Origin of the sequence: Maribacter litoralis (assembly GCF_902506355.1) — a bacterium.
Taxonomy (GTDB): domain Bacteria; phylum Bacteroidota; class Bacteroidia; order Flavobacteriales; family Flavobacteriaceae; genus Maribacter; species Maribacter litoralis.
The window spans coordinates 53,580-73,939 of record NZ_LR733271.1 but is presented as its reverse complement, the minus strand read 5'-3'; the positions used below and the strand labels follow the sequence as shown (position 1 = coordinate 73,939).

Sequence of the window (20,360 nt, the reverse complement as noted above, 5' to 3'; positions counted from 1 at the left end):
AGTGATGGTTTTTTTGTTTTATCTTAGTTGGGATATAAAAGATATATGTGCAATTGTGTACATATACTATTGTTGTACTTAATTTAATCTACCCTTCAAATCAAATGTCAAATTAAAAAATGTTAGTAAAAGAGAATTCAATTTTAAGACATGTTCCTAATCTGCAAGAAAAACAATTACTCACTTTAGATTCTCTACGTTTTACTTTAGAAATGGTTGACTATTCTTATCAAAATATCTTGAAACAAATTACAAGTATTTCTAAAGACTCAAGTCAAAAAAATTATCCGCAGCTTTTTCATTACACTTGGACATTTTTAGATAGTATTAGAAGATTTGTAAGGCTGTACAAACTTTTACCAACAAATGATGGACACTTGATTGTAAAATCAATTGAAAATATAAATTCCCCAAGAAATACTTACCAACATTTAGATGAAAGAATTGATGAATCTCTAATCAGTTCACGAAGACCCTTTTATGGCGCTTTAAAATGGACTTATCATGATTCTGATGCCAATGAAGCTTTTACTTATGTGGCGATAAGTGGACTCCTTTATGGAGACCCTGGCGAAGTGAAATTTGAAGACTTCGATAAATCAAAACCAATAGACCCGATAATCTTGGAAACTGTTGATAGAAATAAAAAAATGGATATAAATCTATCTGAAGTTTATAAAGACATTATTGAGGTCGTTAAAAATTTGGAAGAAGAAATTGCAGAAAAAGTAGAAAAAAATAATCATCAATTAGTTGACTGGAAATCTAGGCAAGACGTTCTACTTAGAATAAAAAGAACAATACCGGAATAAAAACTAAGTACAACAATGGTAACCGTTGCACAAGCCAATAATTAGAGATAATTGCTATCGATATAAGCCTCTTTAAGGGGCTTTTTTTATGCCATGTCAGAAGATGAACCTAAATTTTAGATGCACTGGAGAAAGGCCCTAAACGTAATGCGGACTTTAGGGCAAAACCGAAAGGTCTGTGTATATTTATAAAGTCGCTAAATCTTATGGATTTAGCTTTGGACAACAAAAAATAAAACTAAACAATAAGCTTTAGCTTCGTGCGCAGACGGAAACGAAAAGTTTCCTTTTGACCGCACTACGCTTAGCCTAAACGTTGCCAGTAATACGAAAAAAAATGTCCGCCACTAATTGGAAATATTGTCAAGAAAATTCTGATTTGATTTTATCTGCTGGATTACAAATGCTGATTAAAGACAAAAAGAAAAATTTCGGAACGATTTGCGAAGATTGTTATGGGAATTATCTCATAACGGACAAAAATGAAAATTGGAGTTATACTGGAGAAGGCAAAAACCTATCGAATAGGATGAAACAACACTCGAAAGAAAGGAGTTCGACTTTTTTTAAGAATTACCTCAAATCTAATACTTTAGCGAAAAGCCTAAAATTAGAGGATTTTGAATTTAGAACTATAAATAACTCTATCGGACGGAAAGAATTAGAGGAATTTACAATAGTTAATTATCCAACGAATCTGAATAAATTTCAAAAAGCAAAAAGAGATTTTTTTAAGGCAAAGGCAAATAAAAAATTGTGGACACAAGTTCAAGAAAATTATTTACAGATAATTAAAGACGGAGAAAAGCAGTTCAAGAAATCTAAACATTTCGAATGGTTTTCGGCTGAAATAAATTACGGAGCTGGAATATATTGGATTGAGCACAAAAAAGATGGACATATTTATATAGGAGAAAGTTCAGATGTTTTAAAAAGACACGCAACTCATTCTGGCAGAACATACTTTTCTGCTGTAAGAAGAAATTTAGGAGAAACAATTTTAGGTTATAAATTACAAACAATAAAAGGCAAGAAAAGGTACTTTAGCGAAAAAGAAGACTTGAATTTGACTAAATATTTAAATTCTTGTTCCATAAAAACTATGCCGATTTCATTTGGACGTTTTGAACTCGAAGAGTACTTAATTAGAAAACATAAACCAGTACTAAATCGGAAGGAGAACGCATAAAGTACTACTGGCAACAATGTATATAAAACATAGCTATTACAAGCTTAACGAGAGGTTTGTGTGTATTTGCAAAGACCGCCAAATTTTTAAATTTGGCTTTTAGTAAAATAAAGATAAAAAGAAAAATTTAAAAATTCGGCTCGTATATAATCCGAAACGATAGCGTCTTTTTACACGCTACGTTTCATATACGGAGACGTTGTGCAACATTTTACAAAAATCAAACCTTGAATGAAAAAGAACCCTTTAGATGATATTTTAAGGACAATTGAAATTCATGATAAAATAGTTGCTGCATCATCAGAGTTAGATGACAAGTCAAAAAGGGCGATGTTAAACTTTTCTTCATACACAAAACGACTTTTAACTACTCAAGAAGTAGGTAGAAAATTAAATGCTTATCAACGAAAATCTGCAACAAGTGAATTCTTAAACTATTGGAATTATAGCATCAGTCCTGATACTGAAAAATTTTGGGACAAAATAAAAGCGAATGGAATAACAATCGAAAGAAAAGACCCCTTCAGATTTGCATTAGAGAAGAATAGATTCATTCGCGTGGAGTTAGGAATTGGAGCTCGAAAATATTGGACGGAATTGAAAACTTTAAAAGCGATAACAAATAGATTTTCTGAAACTGAAATCTCCAAAATTGGCGAAATAATTGCAGAGGATGAAAATAAGCGGATTGGGATTCTAAAAAAATGCTTGGCTAAAAAAAACATTCCTAAAAGTCAATATTTAAAATTTGGAGAATGTTGGGCATATTTTACAAATACTGGACTTTTCCCAAAGTACATGAATGAAAAGGAAGTGAATGAACTGTATGTAATATGGAAAAACTTCAAATCATAACGCAAAAAAAACGTTTTACAACAATGGTAACCGTTGCACAAGCCATTGATCAGAAATAATTACTATCGATATAAGCCTCTTTCAGGGGCTTTTTTTTATAACCCCGTTAGTAGTTGAACGTCAATTTTTGGAACGCAAGAGAAGGGCTTTTCAGGTAATTACGACAAATGTGGCATTCCTTTTCCAGTTTCGACAAAACTTTTGAGACTTTGCGTAACAAACCTTTCCCAAGCAGGATAACATATTTCGTAACAATTTAATTCTGGAACAAGTCCATTATGGGTGAAATTTAGAATGGTTTCATTATGACTTTTCTCTTCCAAATTCCATTCAACGTTGGTTCCAATCCATTCCTTTTCAATTCCATCGAAACCTGTATGAATATGCTTTGCATCAATACATTGCCAAACAATTTTAGAATTCGGTTTAAATTCTAAAATTTTAAATTTCCAGAATGTTTTATCAAAACTTGTCGTAAACTCATCATCTAATTTTGACACGGCAGTATTGGTGTTACCCCACCATTCTTGAACTGATTGGGTTATTGCGTTAAATATAATTTTTGAATTTGCTTCAATTGAAACACTTGTGGTATAAGACATAGTTTTAGTTTTAATTAGCACTTGCATTTTGCAAGTACAAACATACAAAAGAACTTTTATTATGCAAGTACTTATCGTAACTTAGTAAAATGGAAGAACAAAAAAGAAGGTCAGATTGCCCGATAACATTATCTCTCGACATTTTTGGAGATAAGTGGACGCTCTTAATTCTTCGTGATTTCATTTTTTTTGACAATCGCCATTTCAACCAATTAGTGAATATTGAGCGTATATCAACAAATATTCTAACAGATAGGCTTAATAGACTTTTGGCAAACGGAATTATTAAGAAGGAAGTAGATTCAAATAATAGGTCTGCCTATTTATATTCCTTGACAAAAAAAGGTCTTGACCTTGTTCCAATCGTTATGGACATATATCGATGGGGCGCTAATTATATCGAAAAGAATAATGCGGAAATGGACTTCAAAGAGAAGATAGATTCTGATTATGATAAAACGGTTGAAGAAATAAAAAGTAGATTAATAAATACCCACAACATTGTATAGGTAATAGCGGTTTCGGTGCTTAATCGAAATCGCTTTTTTATATTTATGGTTTGGCTTAATCCGAAAAGGTAGCATTTCAAAACCCGCTACTATTCTGATACTAGACCGTTGTAAGCAATTTTGAAAAAAATGAACAAATACCTTCTATTTTTTATAGCATCCATAGCTATTTCCTGCGCTGATAAATCAACACCTAAACAAACTGTTGAACAGAAAGAAAGTAGTGCTGTGGAAAATACCTCCATTGTAATTTTAGGTAACGTTCAAGATGCTGGGTCGCCGCAAATTGGATGTAAAAAAGAGTGTTGTGCAGCGCTTTTTGAAAATCCTGATACCGAGAGACGAGTAGTTTCATTAGGTGTTATAGATACCGACAATCAAAAAACCTATCTATTTGATGCTACTCCCGATATTGCCCAGCAAATGAAAATGCTTACACAATATGGACCCAAAAGCGATAATGAAGTAGTAGATGGTATTTTTCTAACTCATGCACATATTGGTCACTATACAGGATTAATGTACTTGGGCAAAGAGGCTATGGACGCTAACGCGACTCCGATTTATGTAATGCCAAAAATGGAGGAATTTCTTCTAAATAATGGACCATGGGATCAGCTTATACAAAGAGAAAATGTGGTTCTTAATGCGATGGCTGATCAAAATGCTGTTGAGCTGTCACAAGAAATTATAGTAATACCATTTTTAGTGCCACACAGAGATGAATATTCAGAAACGGTAGGGTATCGTATTCAAGGTCCGAATAAAAGTGCCCTGTTTATTCCTGATATTGATAAATGGGAAAAGTGGGAAAAAGATATCGTTGAAGAAATACAAAAAGTAGATTATGCATTTTTGGATGCTACTTTTTATAGCGGTAAGGAAATAAATAATAGGGATATCAGTGAAATTCCGCATCCCTTTGTTGTTGAAAGTTTAGAGAAGTTTAAAGACTTGAACGCAAAAGAAAAAGCCAAGATTATTTTCATCCATTTTAATCATACAAATCCGTTATTGGACCCTAATAGTGAAGAAAGCCAAATTGTTCTTGATAAAGGTTTTAAAATAGGGCGAATTAATGATGTGTTTGCGCTGTAATTAATACCGGTTATTGGTAATGTAATGGATTTTCAGAACAAGTTTTGTATGTTGAAAATGATGAATAGGGTTGGTCACTGAAGTATTCGATAATTCGGTATCTTTAGGTAAGCCAAAACCAACCTATCCATCATGAAAAATTTATTTCTAGGTCTTTTTATTGTCCTATCTTTTTTGTCCTGTACTGGCGAAAAGAAGTTCGAAGCACCCACAGAACAAAAACCGAATATCATTTACATTTTGGCAGATGATTTGGGGTATGCTGAAATAGGTGTCTTTGGTCAAGAAAAGATAGAAACACCAAATATAGATGCACTGGCAAAACAGGGTATGGTTTTTACCCAGCATTATTCAAGTGCACCCGTATGCGCACCTGCCAGGTATATGTTTCTTACGGGTAAACATTCGGGCAAAGCGTTTATTCGTGGTAATGATGAATGGAACGATCGTGGTGATGTTTGGAATTATAAAGCCATGGCAAAAGATTCTACCTTAGAGGGTCAGCGCCCTGTTCCGGCAGGTACAAAGACCATTGCTACTTACTTAAAAGCCGAAGGCTATAAAACGGCTTTGGTGGGTAAATGGGGTTTAGGTGCACCTCATACACATTCCATACCTAACGAAATGGGATTCGATTTTTTCTACGGCTTCAATTGTCAACGTCAGGCACATACCTATTATCCGTTGCATTTGTACAAGAACAGAAACCGCGTGCATTTGGCAAATGATACCGTTGCACCAAGTTCACCTTTTCCAAAAGGTTTAGACCCTACTAATTCTGAAAGTTATAAAGACTACACGCTTACAGATTACGCTCCAGACTTAATGTTTAAAGAGCTTACGGGCTTTGTAGCAGATAGTAAAGAGAATCCGTTTTTCTTGTATTGGGCAACACCCATACCGCATGTAGCATTACAAGCACCACAACGCTGGGTAGATTATTACAAAGAAAAATTTGGACCAGAAGAGCCCTATTTATCAGGAAATGGAAATGGCTATTTTTCGCATCAGAATCCGCATGCGGCTTATGCTGCCATGGTGTCTTATTTTGATGAGAATGTGGGTAAGTTGGTAAAACAGCTAAAGGACGAAGGTATCTATGAGAACACCTTAATTGTTTTTACTTCCGATAACGGACCAAGTTATGCCGGTGGTGCAGATCCAGCATTTTTTGAAAGCGCCCAACCATTTAAGGGTGAGTATGGAAAAGGCAAAGGATTTGTATATGAGGGCGGAATTAGAGTTCCTACTTTTTTTACATGGCCAGGTAAAATAAAACCAGGTAGTACAAGCGACCACGCCTCTGCACATTATGATATGCTGGCGACTTTTGCGGATCTATTGGAAATTGCACCACCTACAACTGACGGTGTTAGTATGTTGCCCACCTTGTTGGGGGAAGGAGAACAAGTTGCACATGAATTTATGTATTGGGAGTTTCCAGAATATGGTGGACAGGTTGCCATTAGAATGGGCGATTGGAAAGTGGTTCGTCAACATTTAAAAGATGACGAGCAGCCTACATTAGAGTTGTATAATTTAAAGGATGACCCTACTGAAGAGAATAATATTGCAGCGGAACACCCAGATATTTTAGAAAAGGCAGCCGCAATATTCAAGAAAGAACACACAAAACCAGAGACCGAACGTTTTCAAATTCCACTGTTGGAAAACGGATTATTGAGTGATTAGGTGGCTTCAATAAGAATTAGAACCATTAAAACATTCATCAACTTATTTTCACTTCCAAAATCATAAGTTTAATTGTATTTTGCAAGGATGTAATTATAGGTAGTACTCATTATTTTGGGTGCTTTTCTGTGAATTTCTATAATTATATAGGTTGAAAATGAATAAAAACGAATTTAAGGACGGATTTTTCATTTTTAGCAACTCAACATAAATAACAATTAGAACATGAAAACCAGTATTAAAATATGCCTACTCAGCATCTTTTTATCTACAGCATTTGTGAATGCCCAAACCCAAAAATGGGAGAATCCGGAGTGGGAGAACCCAGAAATTTTTCAAATCAATAGAGAAGCGCCAACCGCATCTTTATATCGTTATGAGAATGCGAAATCAGCTTTAGCAAATGAAAGTTGGGAGAATTCATCATTCTATCAATCTTTGAACGGGGAGTGGTCTTTTCATTATGCGGCAAGTGTACCAGAAAGACCGACTACTTTTTACCAGTCCGATTTCGATTCCTCCGGTTGGGATAAAATTAAAGTGCCCTCCAATTGGGAGTTAGAGGGATATGGTACGCCAATTTATACCAACGTGGTGTATCCATTCCCTAAAAATCCGCCATTTATTCCTCATGACATCAACTCCGTGGGAAGCTATAAGCGTCATTTTGAAATTCCCGAAAATTGGGAAAATAAAGAGGTATACCTTCATTTCGGAGCCGTTAGTGGCGCTATGTATGTATATATAAACGGACATAAGGTAGGCTATAGTGAGGGCAGTAAAACTCCTGCAGAATTTAATATTGGCAAGTATATAAAAGAAGGCAAGAACGATTTGTCAGTACAGGTTTTACGTTGGTCTGACGCTAGCTATTTAGAAGATCAAGATTTTTGGCGTTTAAGCGGTATTGATAGGGATGTGTATTTATATGCGACCAATAAAGCCACAATCAAAGACTACACTGTTGTAGCAGATTTAGATGAAACCTATACGAACGGTAAATTTAGTTTAGATTTAGAATTGGCAAATACGGGCAAAAAGCAAAAAAGTGCTCAAGTAGAAGTTACGTTATTTGATGGCGACTATGAGGTTTTTAAATTAAATGAGAAGGTAGACGTGGTTGAGGGAGTTACTTCGGTCAAATTTGCTCAAGAAGTTACCGATGTAAAAACATGGAATGCAGAAAAACCGAATTTGTATACCTTACTATTTACGCTAAGGGATAAAAAAGGGAATACTACCGAAGCTATTAGTTCTAAAATCGGATTCAGAAAAATTGAAATAAAAAACAATCAATTTTTGGTTAACGGTATGCCTGTGTTAATAAAGGGTGTAAACTTGCACGACCATGATGAGGTTACCGGTCATGTTATTAGCGAAGAAGTTACCTTGAAAGATATGCAGGTAATGAAGCAAAGTAATATTAATGCTATTCGCTGTAGCCATTATCCTAAAAATGAGTTTTTCTATAGAATGGCAGATAAATACGGGTTTTATGTCGTTGATGAAGCCAATATTGAAATTCACGGCATGGGAGCTACCAACCAAGGTTTAGACGGTGATGAAGCCGCAATTGCCATTCACCCGGCATACCGACCAGAGTGGAGAGAAATGCATTTAGACAGAACCATTAGAATGTTCGAGCGTGATAAAAATTACACGTCGATCGTTACGTGGTCTTTAGGAAATGAAGCGGGTAATGGTCAGAATCTTTTTGATACTTATGATTGGCTGAAAGCGAACGATAGCACTAGACCCGTGCAGTATGAAGGAGCAACAAATTTCTCCAATACAGATATACAAGCACCAATGTACGCAAAGGTAGACCAAACAATTGCTTATGCGGAAAATAACCCAAAGCGGCCTTTGATTCAATGCGAATATGCCCATGCGATGGGTAATAGTGTCGGTAACTTACAAGAGTATTGGGATGCTATTGAAAAATATGATGTATTGCAAGGCGGATTCATTTGGGATTGGGTAGATCAAGCTTTAAAAGCTACCAATGATGAAGGCGTAGAATTTTATGCTTTTGGAGGAGATTTAGGCGGAGCGGAACTGCAGAATGACAATAATTTTTGCTTGAACGGTTTGGTAGATCCTGATCGCTCTGCGCATCCGGCTCTGTATGAGGTAAAGAAAGTATATCAATATGTGAAATTTACATCGGAGGATGTGAAATCTGGAAAAATCAGTCTGAAAAATATGTATGATTTTACGAACCTTTCGGAATATAATTTTTCGTGGAGATTATTGGAGAATGGCGTAGAAGTAGGTAAGGGAAATATTGCTGATGTCGATATTGCTCCCTATGAAACTAAAGCAGTTCAAATAGACTTACCAGAATTAGCAAATGCCACGTCTGAGTATCATTTGAATGTATACATGACCACAAAGAAGGAAAGCGCATTAATTCCTGAGCACTACTTATTGGCGTATGAGCAATTTCAATTGACGGATTTTAAACCATCTGTTTTTGAAGAAAATATTGACGGATTAAAAGTGACTAAAAAGCAAGATATCATTATTGTTACCGGTGACGGATTCGAAATAGGTTTTAACAGTAAAGACGGTTCATTGTCTTCCATAGATTACGGACAAGGAAATCTTTTGCAAAAGGGACCTACTGTTAATTTCTGGCGTGCACCAAATGATAATGATTACGGTTACAACATGCCAAAATTGCTAAAACCTTGGAAAGATGCTACCCTAAATCAAGAATTGACCAAATTAGAAATCAATTCCAATGAAGGCAAGAAGATTTTAGATGCCATGAAGCTTACCGCTAATCCGTTCAAAATCAGAAAAGATTTACAGCTAAACGCCACATATAATTTGCCTGCGGTAAATGGAGAGGTAAATGTTACATATACGATCAATTCAAAAGGTGAAATTTTGGTAAGTACTAAGTTAGAAGGTATTAAAAGCGATTTGCCAATTTTGCCAAGATTCGGTAATAACTTAATAATTGATAGCAGTTATGATCAAGTAGAATGGTATGGCAGGGGAGAACATGAAAATTATCAAGATCGTAATACTTCTGCTCTAGTTGGTGTGTATAACGCTAGTGTATCGGATTTATATTTCAAATATATCCGTCCGCAAGAAAATGGTAACAGAACGGATATTAGAACCTTGTCATTTGAAAATAAGGAAGGGAAAGGTATAAAAATCACTGCTCCAGAATTGTTTTCTTTCAGTGCCCACCATCAATTAAATTCAGATTTTGATGAAGGAATGCAAAAAAGGCAGCGGCATACATTTGATATACCGACTAGAGATTTGATCAATATAAATATAGATCATAGTCAAATGGGCGTTGGTGGAGATAACAGTTGGGGATATCTTCCGCTAGAAGAATATCAAATTAAACCAGAAAACCTTTCTTTCGATTACATAATTAGTCCCATACGTTAAAATTATGGTCTTGAAGTAGAAATTAAATAAGAGAAAGTATATTTAGCGTATGAATAAAAACATACATGTTTTAGGCTTGGCTTTACTATTGGTCACAATGATAAACTGTAAATCTGAAACAAAAAAGACTACGGTTCAAGATACAGTTACGGAGAAAGAAGAAGCAAAAACTCCAGCCATTGCACATACCATTATGATAGAAAAGCCGGAAGGAGTAACTGCTCCAGAAGGCATGGTATGGGTATCGGGAGCCACATTTAAGCAAGGTGCGGTCAGCAATGATAAAATAGCAATGAATCATGAAAAACCTGCAATCGATGTTATGGTCGACGGCTTTTTTATGGATGCCACTGAAGTTACCAATGCCCAATTTGCTGCATTTGTGAAAGCTACAGGCTATGTAACCGTTGCAGAAAGAGGAATTGATTGGGAAGAGTTGAAGAAACAAGTACCTGCAGGTACAGAAAAGCCACATGATTCCATTTTACAGCCTGGATCATTGACCTTCAAAAAATCAAAATCATCGGTACCTAATTTATACGATTTCTCACAATGGTGGAACTGGACCATTGGTGCGGATTGGAGACACCCTAACGGTCCGGAAAGTAGTATAAAAGGTAAAGATAATTACCCGGTGGTTCAAGTGTCATATGAAGATGCATTAGCCTACTGCGAATGGGCAAATAGACGCTTGCCGACAGAGGCGGAGTGGGAGCTTGCTTCTAGGGCAGGTTCTTATGGTACCATTTATAACTGGGGCGATGATGTTTCCGTTTTGGCGAAAAGAGCAAATACATGGGAAGGTGAATTCCCCGTAGAGAATACCAAGGCAGACGGATTTGAATTTAGGGCTCCCGTCAAATCTTATCCACCTAATGCATACGGACTTTATGATATGGCCGGTAATGTTTGGGAATGGACTAGTGATTGGTACAACACCAATTATTACAAAGAGACGAAAGCAAAAAATACGGTATTGGTGAACCCTACGGGAGCTGATAGTCCGTTCACACCTAACAATCCTCTGGCAAAAGAACGAGTCATAAAAGGCGGTTCGTTTTTGTGTAGTGAATCTTATTGCGCAAGTTACCGGGTATCTGCAAGAATGGGGTCAAGTATGGATTCCTCATTAGAGCATACCGGCTTTAGAACGGTAGCAACTGTAGCTATGCTGAAAGAATAAAGAACTTGTTAGTCCAGGCAATTTAGTAACTGATCCAGTTCGGCAATTTTTGCGCGGCTAATAGGTATCTTTTTATTCTGAATTTCAATGAATTCATGATTATAACGTTCTACCATTTTCAGGTTTACGATATATGATTTGTGGATTCTAATGAATTTATCAGCTTCGAGTCTATCTTTAAAAGCGCTCATAGTAGATAGAATTACATAATTGCGTTCATCGGTCACCACCTTTACATAGTCGCCCAATGCTTCCACGTAAAGTATGCTGTGTACGTTGAGCTCTACTTGTTTAAGGTTATGTTTTACCACCAATTTACTTTCGGGTTGCTTCTTTTTGGCAGCTTTTACTTTATCGATTGCCTTTGCAATAGCGGCTTCAAACCGAGCAGTGCTGTAGGGTTTTAAAAGAAAATCAGTTACGTTGAAGTCAAATGCTTCAAGCGCATACTTTTGATGCGTACTGGTAATAATTACCTGAGGCTCAATAGTAAGACCCGATAAAAACTCGAATCCGCTCATATCGGGCATTTCTATATCTAGAAATAGCAAATCGATATTTGAAGTATTTAAGTCTTCTAAAACATCTGCATTGGCACTAGCGGAATGCATTAATTTTAAATTCTTATGTTTTGCAATATATTCTTCTAGAAGTCTCCTTTGGGTAATGGAGTCCTCTATAATAGCACAGTTAAAGGTTTTCATTCAAAAATCATAAAAGTTCTACGATACTTACGTTAAGAATGGGGGATGGTTCATTTTTTTCTATAATTAATATTAATTTAATTTAAGAAAAACAGCCGAAAAATAGTGAATACTTATCTTCATAACTAATAATCGTATAAAAAGTTTTGATAACTATATTGTAAGTTTCTAGCTCAAAAACCTACTTTTGTTATAGATAAATTAATAGAACCACTTGATATTATGTCTGATAAAATAGAACGTGTAAAAACATTGATTATAGGATCCGGACCTGCAGGTTATACGGCGGCAATATATGCTGCCCGTGCAGATTTAAAACCTGTTATGTATACAGGAATGGAGCCAGGAGGTCAATTGACCACCACGACTGAAGTTGATAATTTTCCAGGATATCCAGAGGGTATAGACGGTCCTACTATGATGGTGCAATTGCAACAACAAGCAGAACGTTTTGGTACCGAAGTTAGAATTGGTATGATTACTTCAGTTGAATTTTCAAAAGAAAAAGGAGGGATTCATAAAGTAGTTGCGGATAACGATAAGGAAATAGAAGCGGAAACTGTAATTATTTCTACAGGCGCTTCTGCTAAATATTTAAACTTGCCAAGTGAGCAACGCTTACGTGGTGGTGGAGTTTCGGCATGTGCCGTATGTGACGGATTCTTTTATAAAGGACAAGACGTTGCTATTGTTGGTGCAGGAGATACAGCGGCAGAAGAAGCTTCATATTTGGCGAATATCTGTAACAAGGTAACCATGTTGGTGCGTAGAGATGAAATGAGAGCATCAAAAGCTATGCAACATAGAGTAAATAGCATTAAAAATATTGAAGTACGCTACAACACTGAAGTTGATGAGGTGCTTGGTGAGCAGGTTGTAGAAGGCTTGCGTATGGTAAATAACCAAACAGGTGAAAAGGAAGATATCGCAATTACCGGTCTGTTCATTGCTATTGGCCATAAACCAAATACAGATATATTCAAAGGTCAATTAGATATGGATGAAACAGGTTACCTTATCACCAAAGGTAAATCTACCATGACCAATTTACCAGGAGTATTTGCTAGTGGAGATGCTCAAGATAAAGAATACAGACAAGCCGTTACCGCAGCAGGTACTGGTTGTATGGCAGCGCTTGATGCCGAAAGATATTTAGCATCAATAGGTTCTGTTGAAGAAGCAGTTGCCGATAAGTATTAGAACTTAAATTAAGGTATATAAAAAAGAGCCCATTCCTAAGAATGGGCTCTTTTTTTGTTCATTACATTGAGTTAATCTATTCTTACATAATTTTCAGAGAAGGTTCTATTTCCTTCTTCATCTAAACTAATTTGACTGAACCTATCATCGCTGAGCTTTAGTTCAAAAGTAAAAATGCGCAACGTGTCCATGGCTTGTATCATTTCGTTGTCACCATACTCCAATGTTTCCATCAAACGGTCATCGGTAATTTTATAGGTGCCATAACCAAACCGTCCTATTTTATCTACGGGTACATATCTTGTCCACATAATTTTACCGTTATAATACATTTTAACCTGCCTGTATCCGTCGGCTGTAGGTACGGTATCGATAATATCTTGTCCGTCGTAATTATAAAAACTTTCCAGTTCCCATGTACCTTGAATGGTATGCATGTAGTTGTCGTTAATGGAATTTGTAGAGGCAGCTGAAACCAATAGCAGCATCAACAATACCAATCCTAATAATTTTTTCATAGTGGTAGCGTGTTAGTTAATAAAAGAGTTGAATGTGTATTAAAAAGATACGAATAATTATCAGAATTTGATAAAAATAAAGTCGAATAATTAAGAATAATATATTAAAAGTGAGATAATTGTAGTAAATACTACGATTAAGCGGCGAATGCGTTAAGAATAGCACAAAGATTTAAAATGTCGTTTTGGGTATGGGAAGCACTTAAAACGATACGGCTCATTAACGAATCATTTTCTGTAGGATATCTGATATTGGTAACTATAATGGCATTTTCTTCCAAGTATTTGGAGAGCATTTCATTCTGAAAATTAAAGGTAGGATGCCCTTTGGCAAACACAAATAGAGAAGTATTCGATAATGTTGATAAGAAGAAGTCTGTATTTTTATGAAGTTGAATTCTTTTGGCAATGATAATTTCTTGAGCATCTTTTAAAGTTGCCAATGCAGCTGGTGTAGCTGGGCTGGCACCACCAAAAAACGAAGTGTTTTTTAGAAGATTCATTAATTTTTTGCTACCGAATATTGCTCCGGCTTGAATTCCGAAGCCCTTTCCCAATGAGCAGGATACCAGAAGTTCTTTTGGTTGTAGTGATTGTAGAAAAGCATAACTGCCGCCGCCATTTTCACCGGTAATACCGATACCGTGAGAATCATCTATAACAAGAATGATATTCGATAATGGAAGTTTTTCAAGGAATGTATAATCTGGATAATTATCACCATGAAAATCTATACTGTCTAAAAAAAGCACAGGAGTTGTGTTGGTGTTATCATTAATGGCTTTCTCAAGTTCTTGCCAGTTTGGGTATACTATCTGTTGATTTCTAAATAGGGCGGAATGGGTGTTTGGGGCATAGAACAAACTGTAGTCGCCGTTACTGAAATAATCACATACCAGCTGCCCCGCCAAATAGCCTGATGACATTGAGATACAGGCTTCACTGCCAACCATTTCCGCTAGGTATTGATCTACCTCATCGAAAATGGAAATCTTAATATTTGATTTACGAGAAGCACTATAAGCCGTACCGTATTTCTTGATATTCTCAATGAATATGGACTGAAAATCGGCATCGGTTTGGAGTCCTAAATAAGATGTGCCGCCAAAATATAACAGTTCTTTACCGTCTTTTATAATTGTTCTTCCCGGAAACCCATCAATAGTATACATTAATCTAAAAGTTGAACACCGCTACCGGCTAGATTAGGAAAAATGACTTTACCGTCTGAAGCTATTTGTACGCCGGTGGCGATATCACTTTTTAACAACAGGGCACCATCCATATCTACATAGTCCAGTTGAGGAATTAATTGTGCAATGGCAGAAATACCCACAGTAGATTCTGTCATACAGCCTACCATAACTTTAATTCCCAATTCCTTACCTCGTTTTATCATGCGTAGGGCAGGGGTGAGTCCGCCACATTTGGTCAATTTAATGTTGATACCACTAAAATGCAGTGCGCATTTTTCAACATCACGTTCAACAATACAACTTTCATCTGCAATTACGGGTAATACACTATGGTGCATAACTTCTTCCATACCAGACCAATCATCGGCCTTTAGGGGCTGTTCTAAAAATTCTACACCCAACTCCTTTAACAATGGGGCGTTATGTATGGTTTCTTCCGCTGTCCATGCGCAATTAGCATCTATTCTAAAAATGGCATCGGTATGTTTGCGTAATTCGCGTACAATGGCAACGTCATCACTAGTACCTAATTTAATTTTATAAATCGGCCATGGCATTTCCTTCATTTTTGTCAGCATTACATCTATAGGGGCAATACCAATGGTATAGTTTGTAGTTGGGTAATTTTCAATATTAGTATCCCAAATTTTATATAATGGCTTGCCCTGTAATTTCCCATATAGGTCATGGGCGGCAAGATCTAATGTACAAATGGCAAAATTGGATAAGCCTTTTTTTACCAAAAAAGAATGAAATATTTCTGGGGAGGTAAAATCAAACCCTTTAATTTCGGTAGAAATGGCATTTATTTCATCCATCATACTCTCAACCGTTATTTTGTAATACGGATTAGAGGTGGCCTCGCCATAACCAGTTTTGCCATTTAAGGTTAAAGAAGCTATTATAGTATCTTGAAAATCATGAGATTCGCGTGAAATGCTAAAGGTGTGCTTTAACGGTAAAGTATATTTTTTTAAGTGTACTTGCATAGTACTAATATACAGATAAGGATAGGACTAAAAAACGAAAACCCACTGATATTTCAGTGGGTTCGGTTGTTGATTTGATTGATGAATATTTTAGTATTTATGAACGCTACCGGAAACAGATTTGTTCTTTTGTACCGTTGGATCTCCTTTATAAGAAATATTACCTCCACTAGAAGCTTCTGCCGTTAAATTATCTTTGACATCAATACTTATATTGGCACCACTACTGGCATCGGCATTAGCTTCTGAAGTCGCAAGATCATTTGCCCTAACATTAGAACCACTGCTGGCATCAACATAAACTTCATTTGCGGTTCCCTCTAGTGAAATGTTGGCGCCACTGCTGGCATCAATATCCATATTGGTAGCTTGTACAATAGCATTTAAAATGGCACCGCTACTAGCGTCTATCTCCAATTTGTCCGATTGAATTTTGTTTTCAGTGGTTAGGTGAGCGCCACTAGAAGCATATAACCCGGTTACGTTGGGCATGGTTACAAATATCTTCTTTGTAGCACGACCGATATTCTCTACACAGTGAATTTTTAATTTACCGTTTTTGATATCGGTACCTATGAAATCTATAATATTTTCATCTGCTTCAACTGCAATATCAAAATCAGTACCTTGAGAGACAAATACTTCTAAACCTTCAGAAGCGGATACTTCTGTGAATTCTTCGGTTATTTCCCTGGTTTCTTCTACCACTACACCGTTACCGGCTTGTCCTGATCCAAAATTAATATCAAAGCCGCAAGAGGAAAGTAATAGGGCTAAAATAAGAGCTACTGTTATTCTTACTAATGTTGTCATGATTGTTTGTTTTTATGATTGTTATTTGATGATGTAAAAATGATTGTTTTTTAATTCTTCTGCGATTAATAAATACCGAATTGTCGTTTTAGTCGAATGAACTGTAATTATTGGATGCTATCGTTGGCATCAATTTTTACCCCATTCTCATCTAATTTCATTTTAAACGATTCTCCGTGATCATTTACGTCAATGTCAATGCCATTTTCGTTGATGATGATCTTGCCTTTTTCGCCGTTGTCGTTAATATTGATGTCGATACCGTTCTCATTGATTTTTATGCGATTAGAACCATTATCGTCCACGTCATTCATTTCAATGTATTCAGGGCAATCTAAGCATTCTAATTCCCCATTGTTGGTCATTTTCCACAGGTAGCCTTCTAAACCATCTGTGTCTCGATCTGTATTTACCGTGGTGATCCAATTTCTAGAATTGGTCTGTTCATAAGTTAAGATGGTACCTACGGGCAAAAATATACTTACACGTACTTCTTGGTCTTTGAACTTAGGGCCTTGTGTGGTCAAGTAATCATTAAAAGAGATGGTATTACCGCTGACTTCATAGTCATAAACGATCTGACTGGCGATATCCTTTGCCTCTCTATTAGATGGGCCGTCCGCTTCTTTTCTAACTTGAACACGAACCAAGGTGTCTTTAGATTTACGAATACGAAATCTTACATCATCTGAAACCAAAATTTTATTTCCCGCTTCATCGTAAGACAGAAAAGTATCTCCCAAGTTCATATCATTTTCATGGTCATACTCGTCTGTAGAGACCAGTCTAATGTTCAAAGTATCAGTTGGCATTACTGTGGTGATCTCATCTTCCACAGACATACTACCTGTATACGCGTGTGCGGCAGCTTCTCTAATACCAAATATGATCAATAGAATAATCGATATTAACCACAGCCCAAGCAGTGAGAATTTTGCGACGGTACCAATAGACTTTAAGTTATTTACTAATATTTTTAATCCTAAGTACATTAAGAAGAAAAACGGAATACCGATGGCAAAAAATGCAAGTAATGAAACTACCCAAATAGGCATGTTGGTAGAGTTTACCACGTTATAAAAATCTATGCCCGGTACATGAATGATATCTAATATACCAACGGTGAACATGCCTACAAAAAGACCGATCAATGTTGCGGCACCGATGATAACTAAAAGTATACCAATGAATTTGCCAAAAATCTTGAATAGAAACATGACAATATCACCAAAGGTGTCAAAGATTGTTTTACCTCCTTTTTTGACGGTGTCGCCTACTTTTTCGTAGTCCACACTTTTTACACGATCCGCAACGTCATCAAAACCCTCCTTTACTTTACGCTCAATATTGCTGATATTCACGGTTTCTCCGCTCATATCCAATTTTTGGGCAGTAGTTCTGGCTTCTGGTATTAAAATCCATAATAATCCGTAAATAAAGATAAATCCGCCCCAAGTAAAAATGGTCAAGAAAATCCAAAGTAAACGAATCCATAAAGGGTCAATACCAAAGTAATGTGCCAACCCGGCAGAAACACCTGCTACATATTTTTTATCGGTATCTCTATAAAGTTTTTTAACCCTATTCTGTGTTGTAGCCGATTTTGCTCTAGGTTCATCTTCAAAGATTTCCTCATCTACCATGTAGTCTTCTGGTTGCCCCATTATGGCAATAACCTCGTCAACCTCTTTTTGGGTAATAACCTGTCTTTCGTTTTCAAGTTTGTCATGAAAAAGTTCTGCGATCCTTGCTTCGATATCTGCAATGATCTCATCGCTACCAGGTGTATTGGCAAAAGATCTTTTAACAGATTCTAAATACCTACGCATTATATTATATGCCTCTTCATCTATATGGAAGAGCATGTTCGCTAAATTTATATTTACTGTTTTGTTCATGATTAGCTGTTTTTTGAGTTGGTTACTATGTTGGTGGCTTTTCTTAGTTCGTCCCAGGTAGTATCCAGTTCCTTTAGGAAAAGTTTACCGGTTTCGGTAAGTGTATAATATTTTCTTGGTGGTCCAGATGTGGATTCTTCCCAACGGTAGTTTAGAAGTCCCGCATTCTTTAACCTGGTCAGTAGCGGATATATAGTTCCTTCCACTACTAGCATTTTAGCATCTTTTAGCGTTTTTAAGATTTCAGATGCATATTTGTCTTCTCCGTTCAAGATAGACAAGATGCAATACTCTAAAACCCCTTTACGCATTTGCGCTTTTGTATTTTCTACGTTCATAATATCTTTTTGCTTTTTATGCAGTCCCGCTTTCGGAGGGGATTGCTCCATCTTCTCTGTTGTCTGCATAGGTTAACTGTTCGTTTTTTGATTGATGAATAAACATTTTGATTGATTTGTCTGTTGTTAAACAGGTTTTAATTGATTGATAAATAAACTCCAATGGGTGTGATGAATACCCAGATATGTATTGACTGATTCTGTTATTTTATAAATTTTATGGTTAATGGATATTCAAAAACTTCACCTTCGTTTGTTTTGATCGTTGCTAATATGGTATATACAATATTGATGACAAATATGGCAGATTGTGCCAGTCCAAGCAAACCTGCAGGAATCATCCATGGACCAAAAAAATCATCAGAATCAAAATGAAAATTAATGGTGTTGAAACTGTGGATGTTTGATAACCCAAAGTGATCAAAATCAAAAATATTAGGTAGAATGCCACCTAAGAAAAATGGGATACTAACCATGCCTACTAGAATGGAGTAGAGTAGTATACTAATTTGAAAATTTAGTGCTTGTTTTCCATTATGGTCTACAAATTCATATTCCTTTTTATTTGCCGTCCATAAAACAAGTGGAATGATGAAGTTCCCGAACGGAATAAAGAATTTAGAAAACGTACTCGCATGTATGAGTGCAGAGAGGTTTCTTTCGTGCTTTGTAACTGATTCTGTCATGATTGATGCGTTGATGATGATGATTGATTTTAATACTGTGTAAAAGCTAATTACTTTGATTACCTATTAACTTCCTATGCAAATATATGGCTAAAAAAAGGTACTATGTAACGCATAGTACTAATATTTAACAATAATTTAACATTTTAGAATCGTGTAAATAAACCCTATTTTTAGCGAAATAATTAAATGATATGGCGGTAACAGCTAGTAAATTCAACATGTTTTCCTTTTTTAAACTACCTGCAGCTTGGTGGTGCGGTGTACGTTTAAAAGAAATAGATAAAAATATGTCTGTGGTAACCGTAACGCATAGATGGATCAATCAGAATCCGTTCAATTCTATGTTTTGGGCGGTACAAGGTATGGCGGCAGAATTAACAACCGGGGCAATGATGATCGATCAAATTGAAGCTACCGGAAAGAAAATTTCTATGTTGGTCGCTAATAACAAAGCTAACTTTTCTAAAAAAGCTACGGGAAAAATAACCTTTACCTGTGAGGACGGTCATTTGATCAAAGAAGCTCTAGATAAAACCATTGCCACAGGTGAAGGGCAAACCATTTGGATGAAATCTGTTGGTGTCAATGAAGATGGGATAGTGGTGAGTACTTTTGATTTTGAGTGGACTGTAAGGTTGAAACAAAAAAAGTAGTTTCA

At 36.1% G+C, this 20,360-nt stretch carries 19 protein-coding genes; 10 read left to right on the top strand and 9 right to left on the bottom strand.

The features are described 5' to 3' along the window. Positions 1–119: 119 nt before the first annotated feature. The 3 genes from EXIGUO8A_RS00360 (at position 120) to EXIGUO8A_RS00350 (ending at position 2,856) form a co-directional block, all read left to right on the top strand. Positions 120–812 carry a hypothetical protein gene (locus tag EXIGUO8A_RS00360; RefSeq protein ID WP_159301490.1) on the top strand — a complete coding sequence of 231 codons (693 nt, stop codon included), beginning with the start codon at positions 120–122 and terminating at the stop codon, positions 810–812. Positions 813–1,149: 337 nt separating this feature from the next. Further along, positions 1,150–2,001, top strand: coding sequence for a GIY-YIG nuclease family protein (locus EXIGUO8A_RS00355; protein ID WP_159301489.1), 852 nt, complete (start codon positions 1,150–1,152; stop codon positions 1,999–2,001). Between the two features lie 231 nt (positions 2,002–2,232). Further along, positions 2,233–2,856, top strand: a complete 624-nt coding sequence (locus EXIGUO8A_RS00350; RefSeq protein WP_159301488.1) for a hypothetical protein — start codon at positions 2,233–2,235, stop codon at positions 2,854–2,856. A gap of 158 nt (positions 2,857–3,014) precedes the next feature. Here EXIGUO8A_RS00350 and EXIGUO8A_RS00345 read toward each other — a convergent pair whose 3' ends face one another. Further along, positions 3,015–3,458, bottom strand: coding sequence for an SRPBCC family protein (locus EXIGUO8A_RS00345; protein WP_159301487.1), 444 nt, complete (start codon positions 3,456–3,458; stop codon positions 3,015–3,017). A gap of 89 nt (positions 3,459–3,547) precedes the next feature. On the opposite strand from EXIGUO8A_RS00345, the gene EXIGUO8A_RS00340 reads away from it, so the two are divergent. The 5 genes from EXIGUO8A_RS00340 to EXIGUO8A_RS00320 all read left to right on the top strand — a co-directional run bounded on the left by EXIGUO8A_RS00340 (position 3,548) and on the right by EXIGUO8A_RS00320 (position 11,357). Next, positions 3,548–3,967 (top strand): winged helix-turn-helix transcriptional regulator, encoded by a 420-nt coding sequence (locus EXIGUO8A_RS00340; protein WP_159301486.1) that lies wholly within the window; start codon positions 3,548–3,550, stop codon positions 3,965–3,967. Positions 3,968–4,096: 129 nt separating this feature from the next. Next, on the top strand, positions 4,097–5,065 hold the full coding sequence (locus EXIGUO8A_RS00335) for an MBL fold metallo-hydrolase (RefSeq protein WP_159301485.1): 969 nt from the start codon (positions 4,097–4,099) through the stop codon (positions 5,063–5,065). Between the two features lie 132 nt (positions 5,066–5,197). Then, complete coding sequence (locus EXIGUO8A_RS00330) at positions 5,198–6,757, top strand: arylsulfatase (RefSeq protein WP_159301484.1); 1,560 nt, start codon at positions 5,198–5,200, stop codon at positions 6,755–6,757. A 225-nt stretch (positions 6,758–6,982) separates the two neighbouring features. Further along, a complete protein-coding gene (locus tag EXIGUO8A_RS00325; protein WP_159301483.1) occupies positions 6,983–10,174 on the top strand; it encodes a glycoside hydrolase family 2 TIM barrel-domain containing protein in 3,192 nt (1,063 codons plus the stop codon). Between the two features lie 49 nt (positions 10,175–10,223). Continuing rightward, positions 10,224–11,357 (top strand): formylglycine-generating enzyme family protein, encoded by a 1,134-nt coding sequence (locus tag EXIGUO8A_RS00320; protein WP_236564399.1) that lies wholly within the window; start codon positions 10,224–10,226, stop codon positions 11,355–11,357. An 8-nt stretch (positions 11,358–11,365) separates the two neighbouring features. Here EXIGUO8A_RS00320 and EXIGUO8A_RS00315 read toward each other — a convergent pair whose 3' ends face one another. After that, positions 11,366–12,061 (bottom strand): LytR/AlgR family response regulator transcription factor, encoded by a 696-nt coding sequence (locus tag EXIGUO8A_RS00315; protein WP_116769459.1) that lies wholly within the window; start codon positions 12,059–12,061, stop codon positions 11,366–11,368. 222 nt (positions 12,062–12,283) lie between these two features. On the opposite strand from EXIGUO8A_RS00315, the gene trxB reads away from it, so the two are divergent. Continuing rightward, complete coding sequence (gene trxB / locus EXIGUO8A_RS00310; RefSeq protein WP_116769458.1) at positions 12,284–13,261, top strand: thioredoxin-disulfide reductase; 978 nt, start codon at positions 12,284–12,286, stop codon at positions 13,259–13,261. Positions 13,262–13,332: 71 nt separating this feature from the next. Here trxB and EXIGUO8A_RS00305 read toward each other — a convergent pair whose 3' ends face one another. From EXIGUO8A_RS00305 to EXIGUO8A_RS00275, 7 genes are all read right to left on the bottom strand, one after another. Further along, the gene (locus EXIGUO8A_RS00305) at positions 13,333–13,779 is read right to left on the bottom strand and encodes a hypothetical protein (RefSeq protein ID WP_159301482.1); all 447 of its coding nucleotides are present in this window, start codon (positions 13,777–13,779) and stop codon (positions 13,333–13,335) included. 137 nt (positions 13,780–13,916) lie between these two features. Then, positions 13,917–14,951 carry an aminotransferase class I/II-fold pyridoxal phosphate-dependent enzyme gene (locus EXIGUO8A_RS00300; RefSeq protein WP_159301481.1) on the bottom strand — a complete coding sequence of 345 codons (1,035 nt, stop codon included), beginning with the start codon at positions 14,949–14,951 and terminating at the stop codon, positions 13,917–13,919. Beyond that, on the bottom strand, positions 14,951–15,964 hold the full coding sequence (locus EXIGUO8A_RS00295) for a dipeptide epimerase (protein ID WP_159301480.1): 1,014 nt from the start codon (positions 15,962–15,964) through the stop codon (positions 14,951–14,953). Before EXIGUO8A_RS00295 ends, EXIGUO8A_RS00300 begins: the two co-directional genes overlap by 1 nt. 90 nt (positions 15,965–16,054) lie before the next feature. After that, entirely contained in the window at positions 16,055–16,777 is a 723-nt protein-coding gene (locus tag EXIGUO8A_RS00290) for a head GIN domain-containing protein (protein ID WP_116769454.1), read from the bottom strand. A gap of 107 nt (positions 16,778–16,884) precedes the next feature. Further along, a complete protein-coding gene (locus tag EXIGUO8A_RS00285; RefSeq protein WP_159301479.1) occupies positions 16,885–18,675 on the bottom strand; it encodes a PspC domain-containing protein in 1,791 nt (596 codons plus the stop codon). Between the two features lie 2 nt (positions 18,676–18,677). After that, a complete protein-coding gene (locus EXIGUO8A_RS00280) occupies positions 18,678–19,013 on the bottom strand; it encodes a PadR family transcriptional regulator (RefSeq protein WP_116770139.1) in 336 nt (111 codons plus the stop codon). A gap of 203 nt (positions 19,014–19,216) precedes the next feature. Beyond that, positions 19,217–19,699 carry a DUF4870 domain-containing protein gene (locus EXIGUO8A_RS00275; protein ID WP_116769452.1) on the bottom strand — a complete coding sequence of 161 codons (483 nt, stop codon included), beginning with the start codon at positions 19,697–19,699 and terminating at the stop codon, positions 19,217–19,219. 194 nt (positions 19,700–19,893) lie between these two features. On the opposite strand from EXIGUO8A_RS00275, the gene EXIGUO8A_RS00270 reads away from it, so the two are divergent. Continuing rightward, entirely contained in the window at positions 19,894–20,355 is a 462-nt protein-coding gene (locus EXIGUO8A_RS00270; RefSeq protein WP_159301478.1) for a DUF4442 domain-containing protein, read from the top strand. The last annotated feature ends 5 nt before the right edge of the window (positions 20,356–20,360 follow it).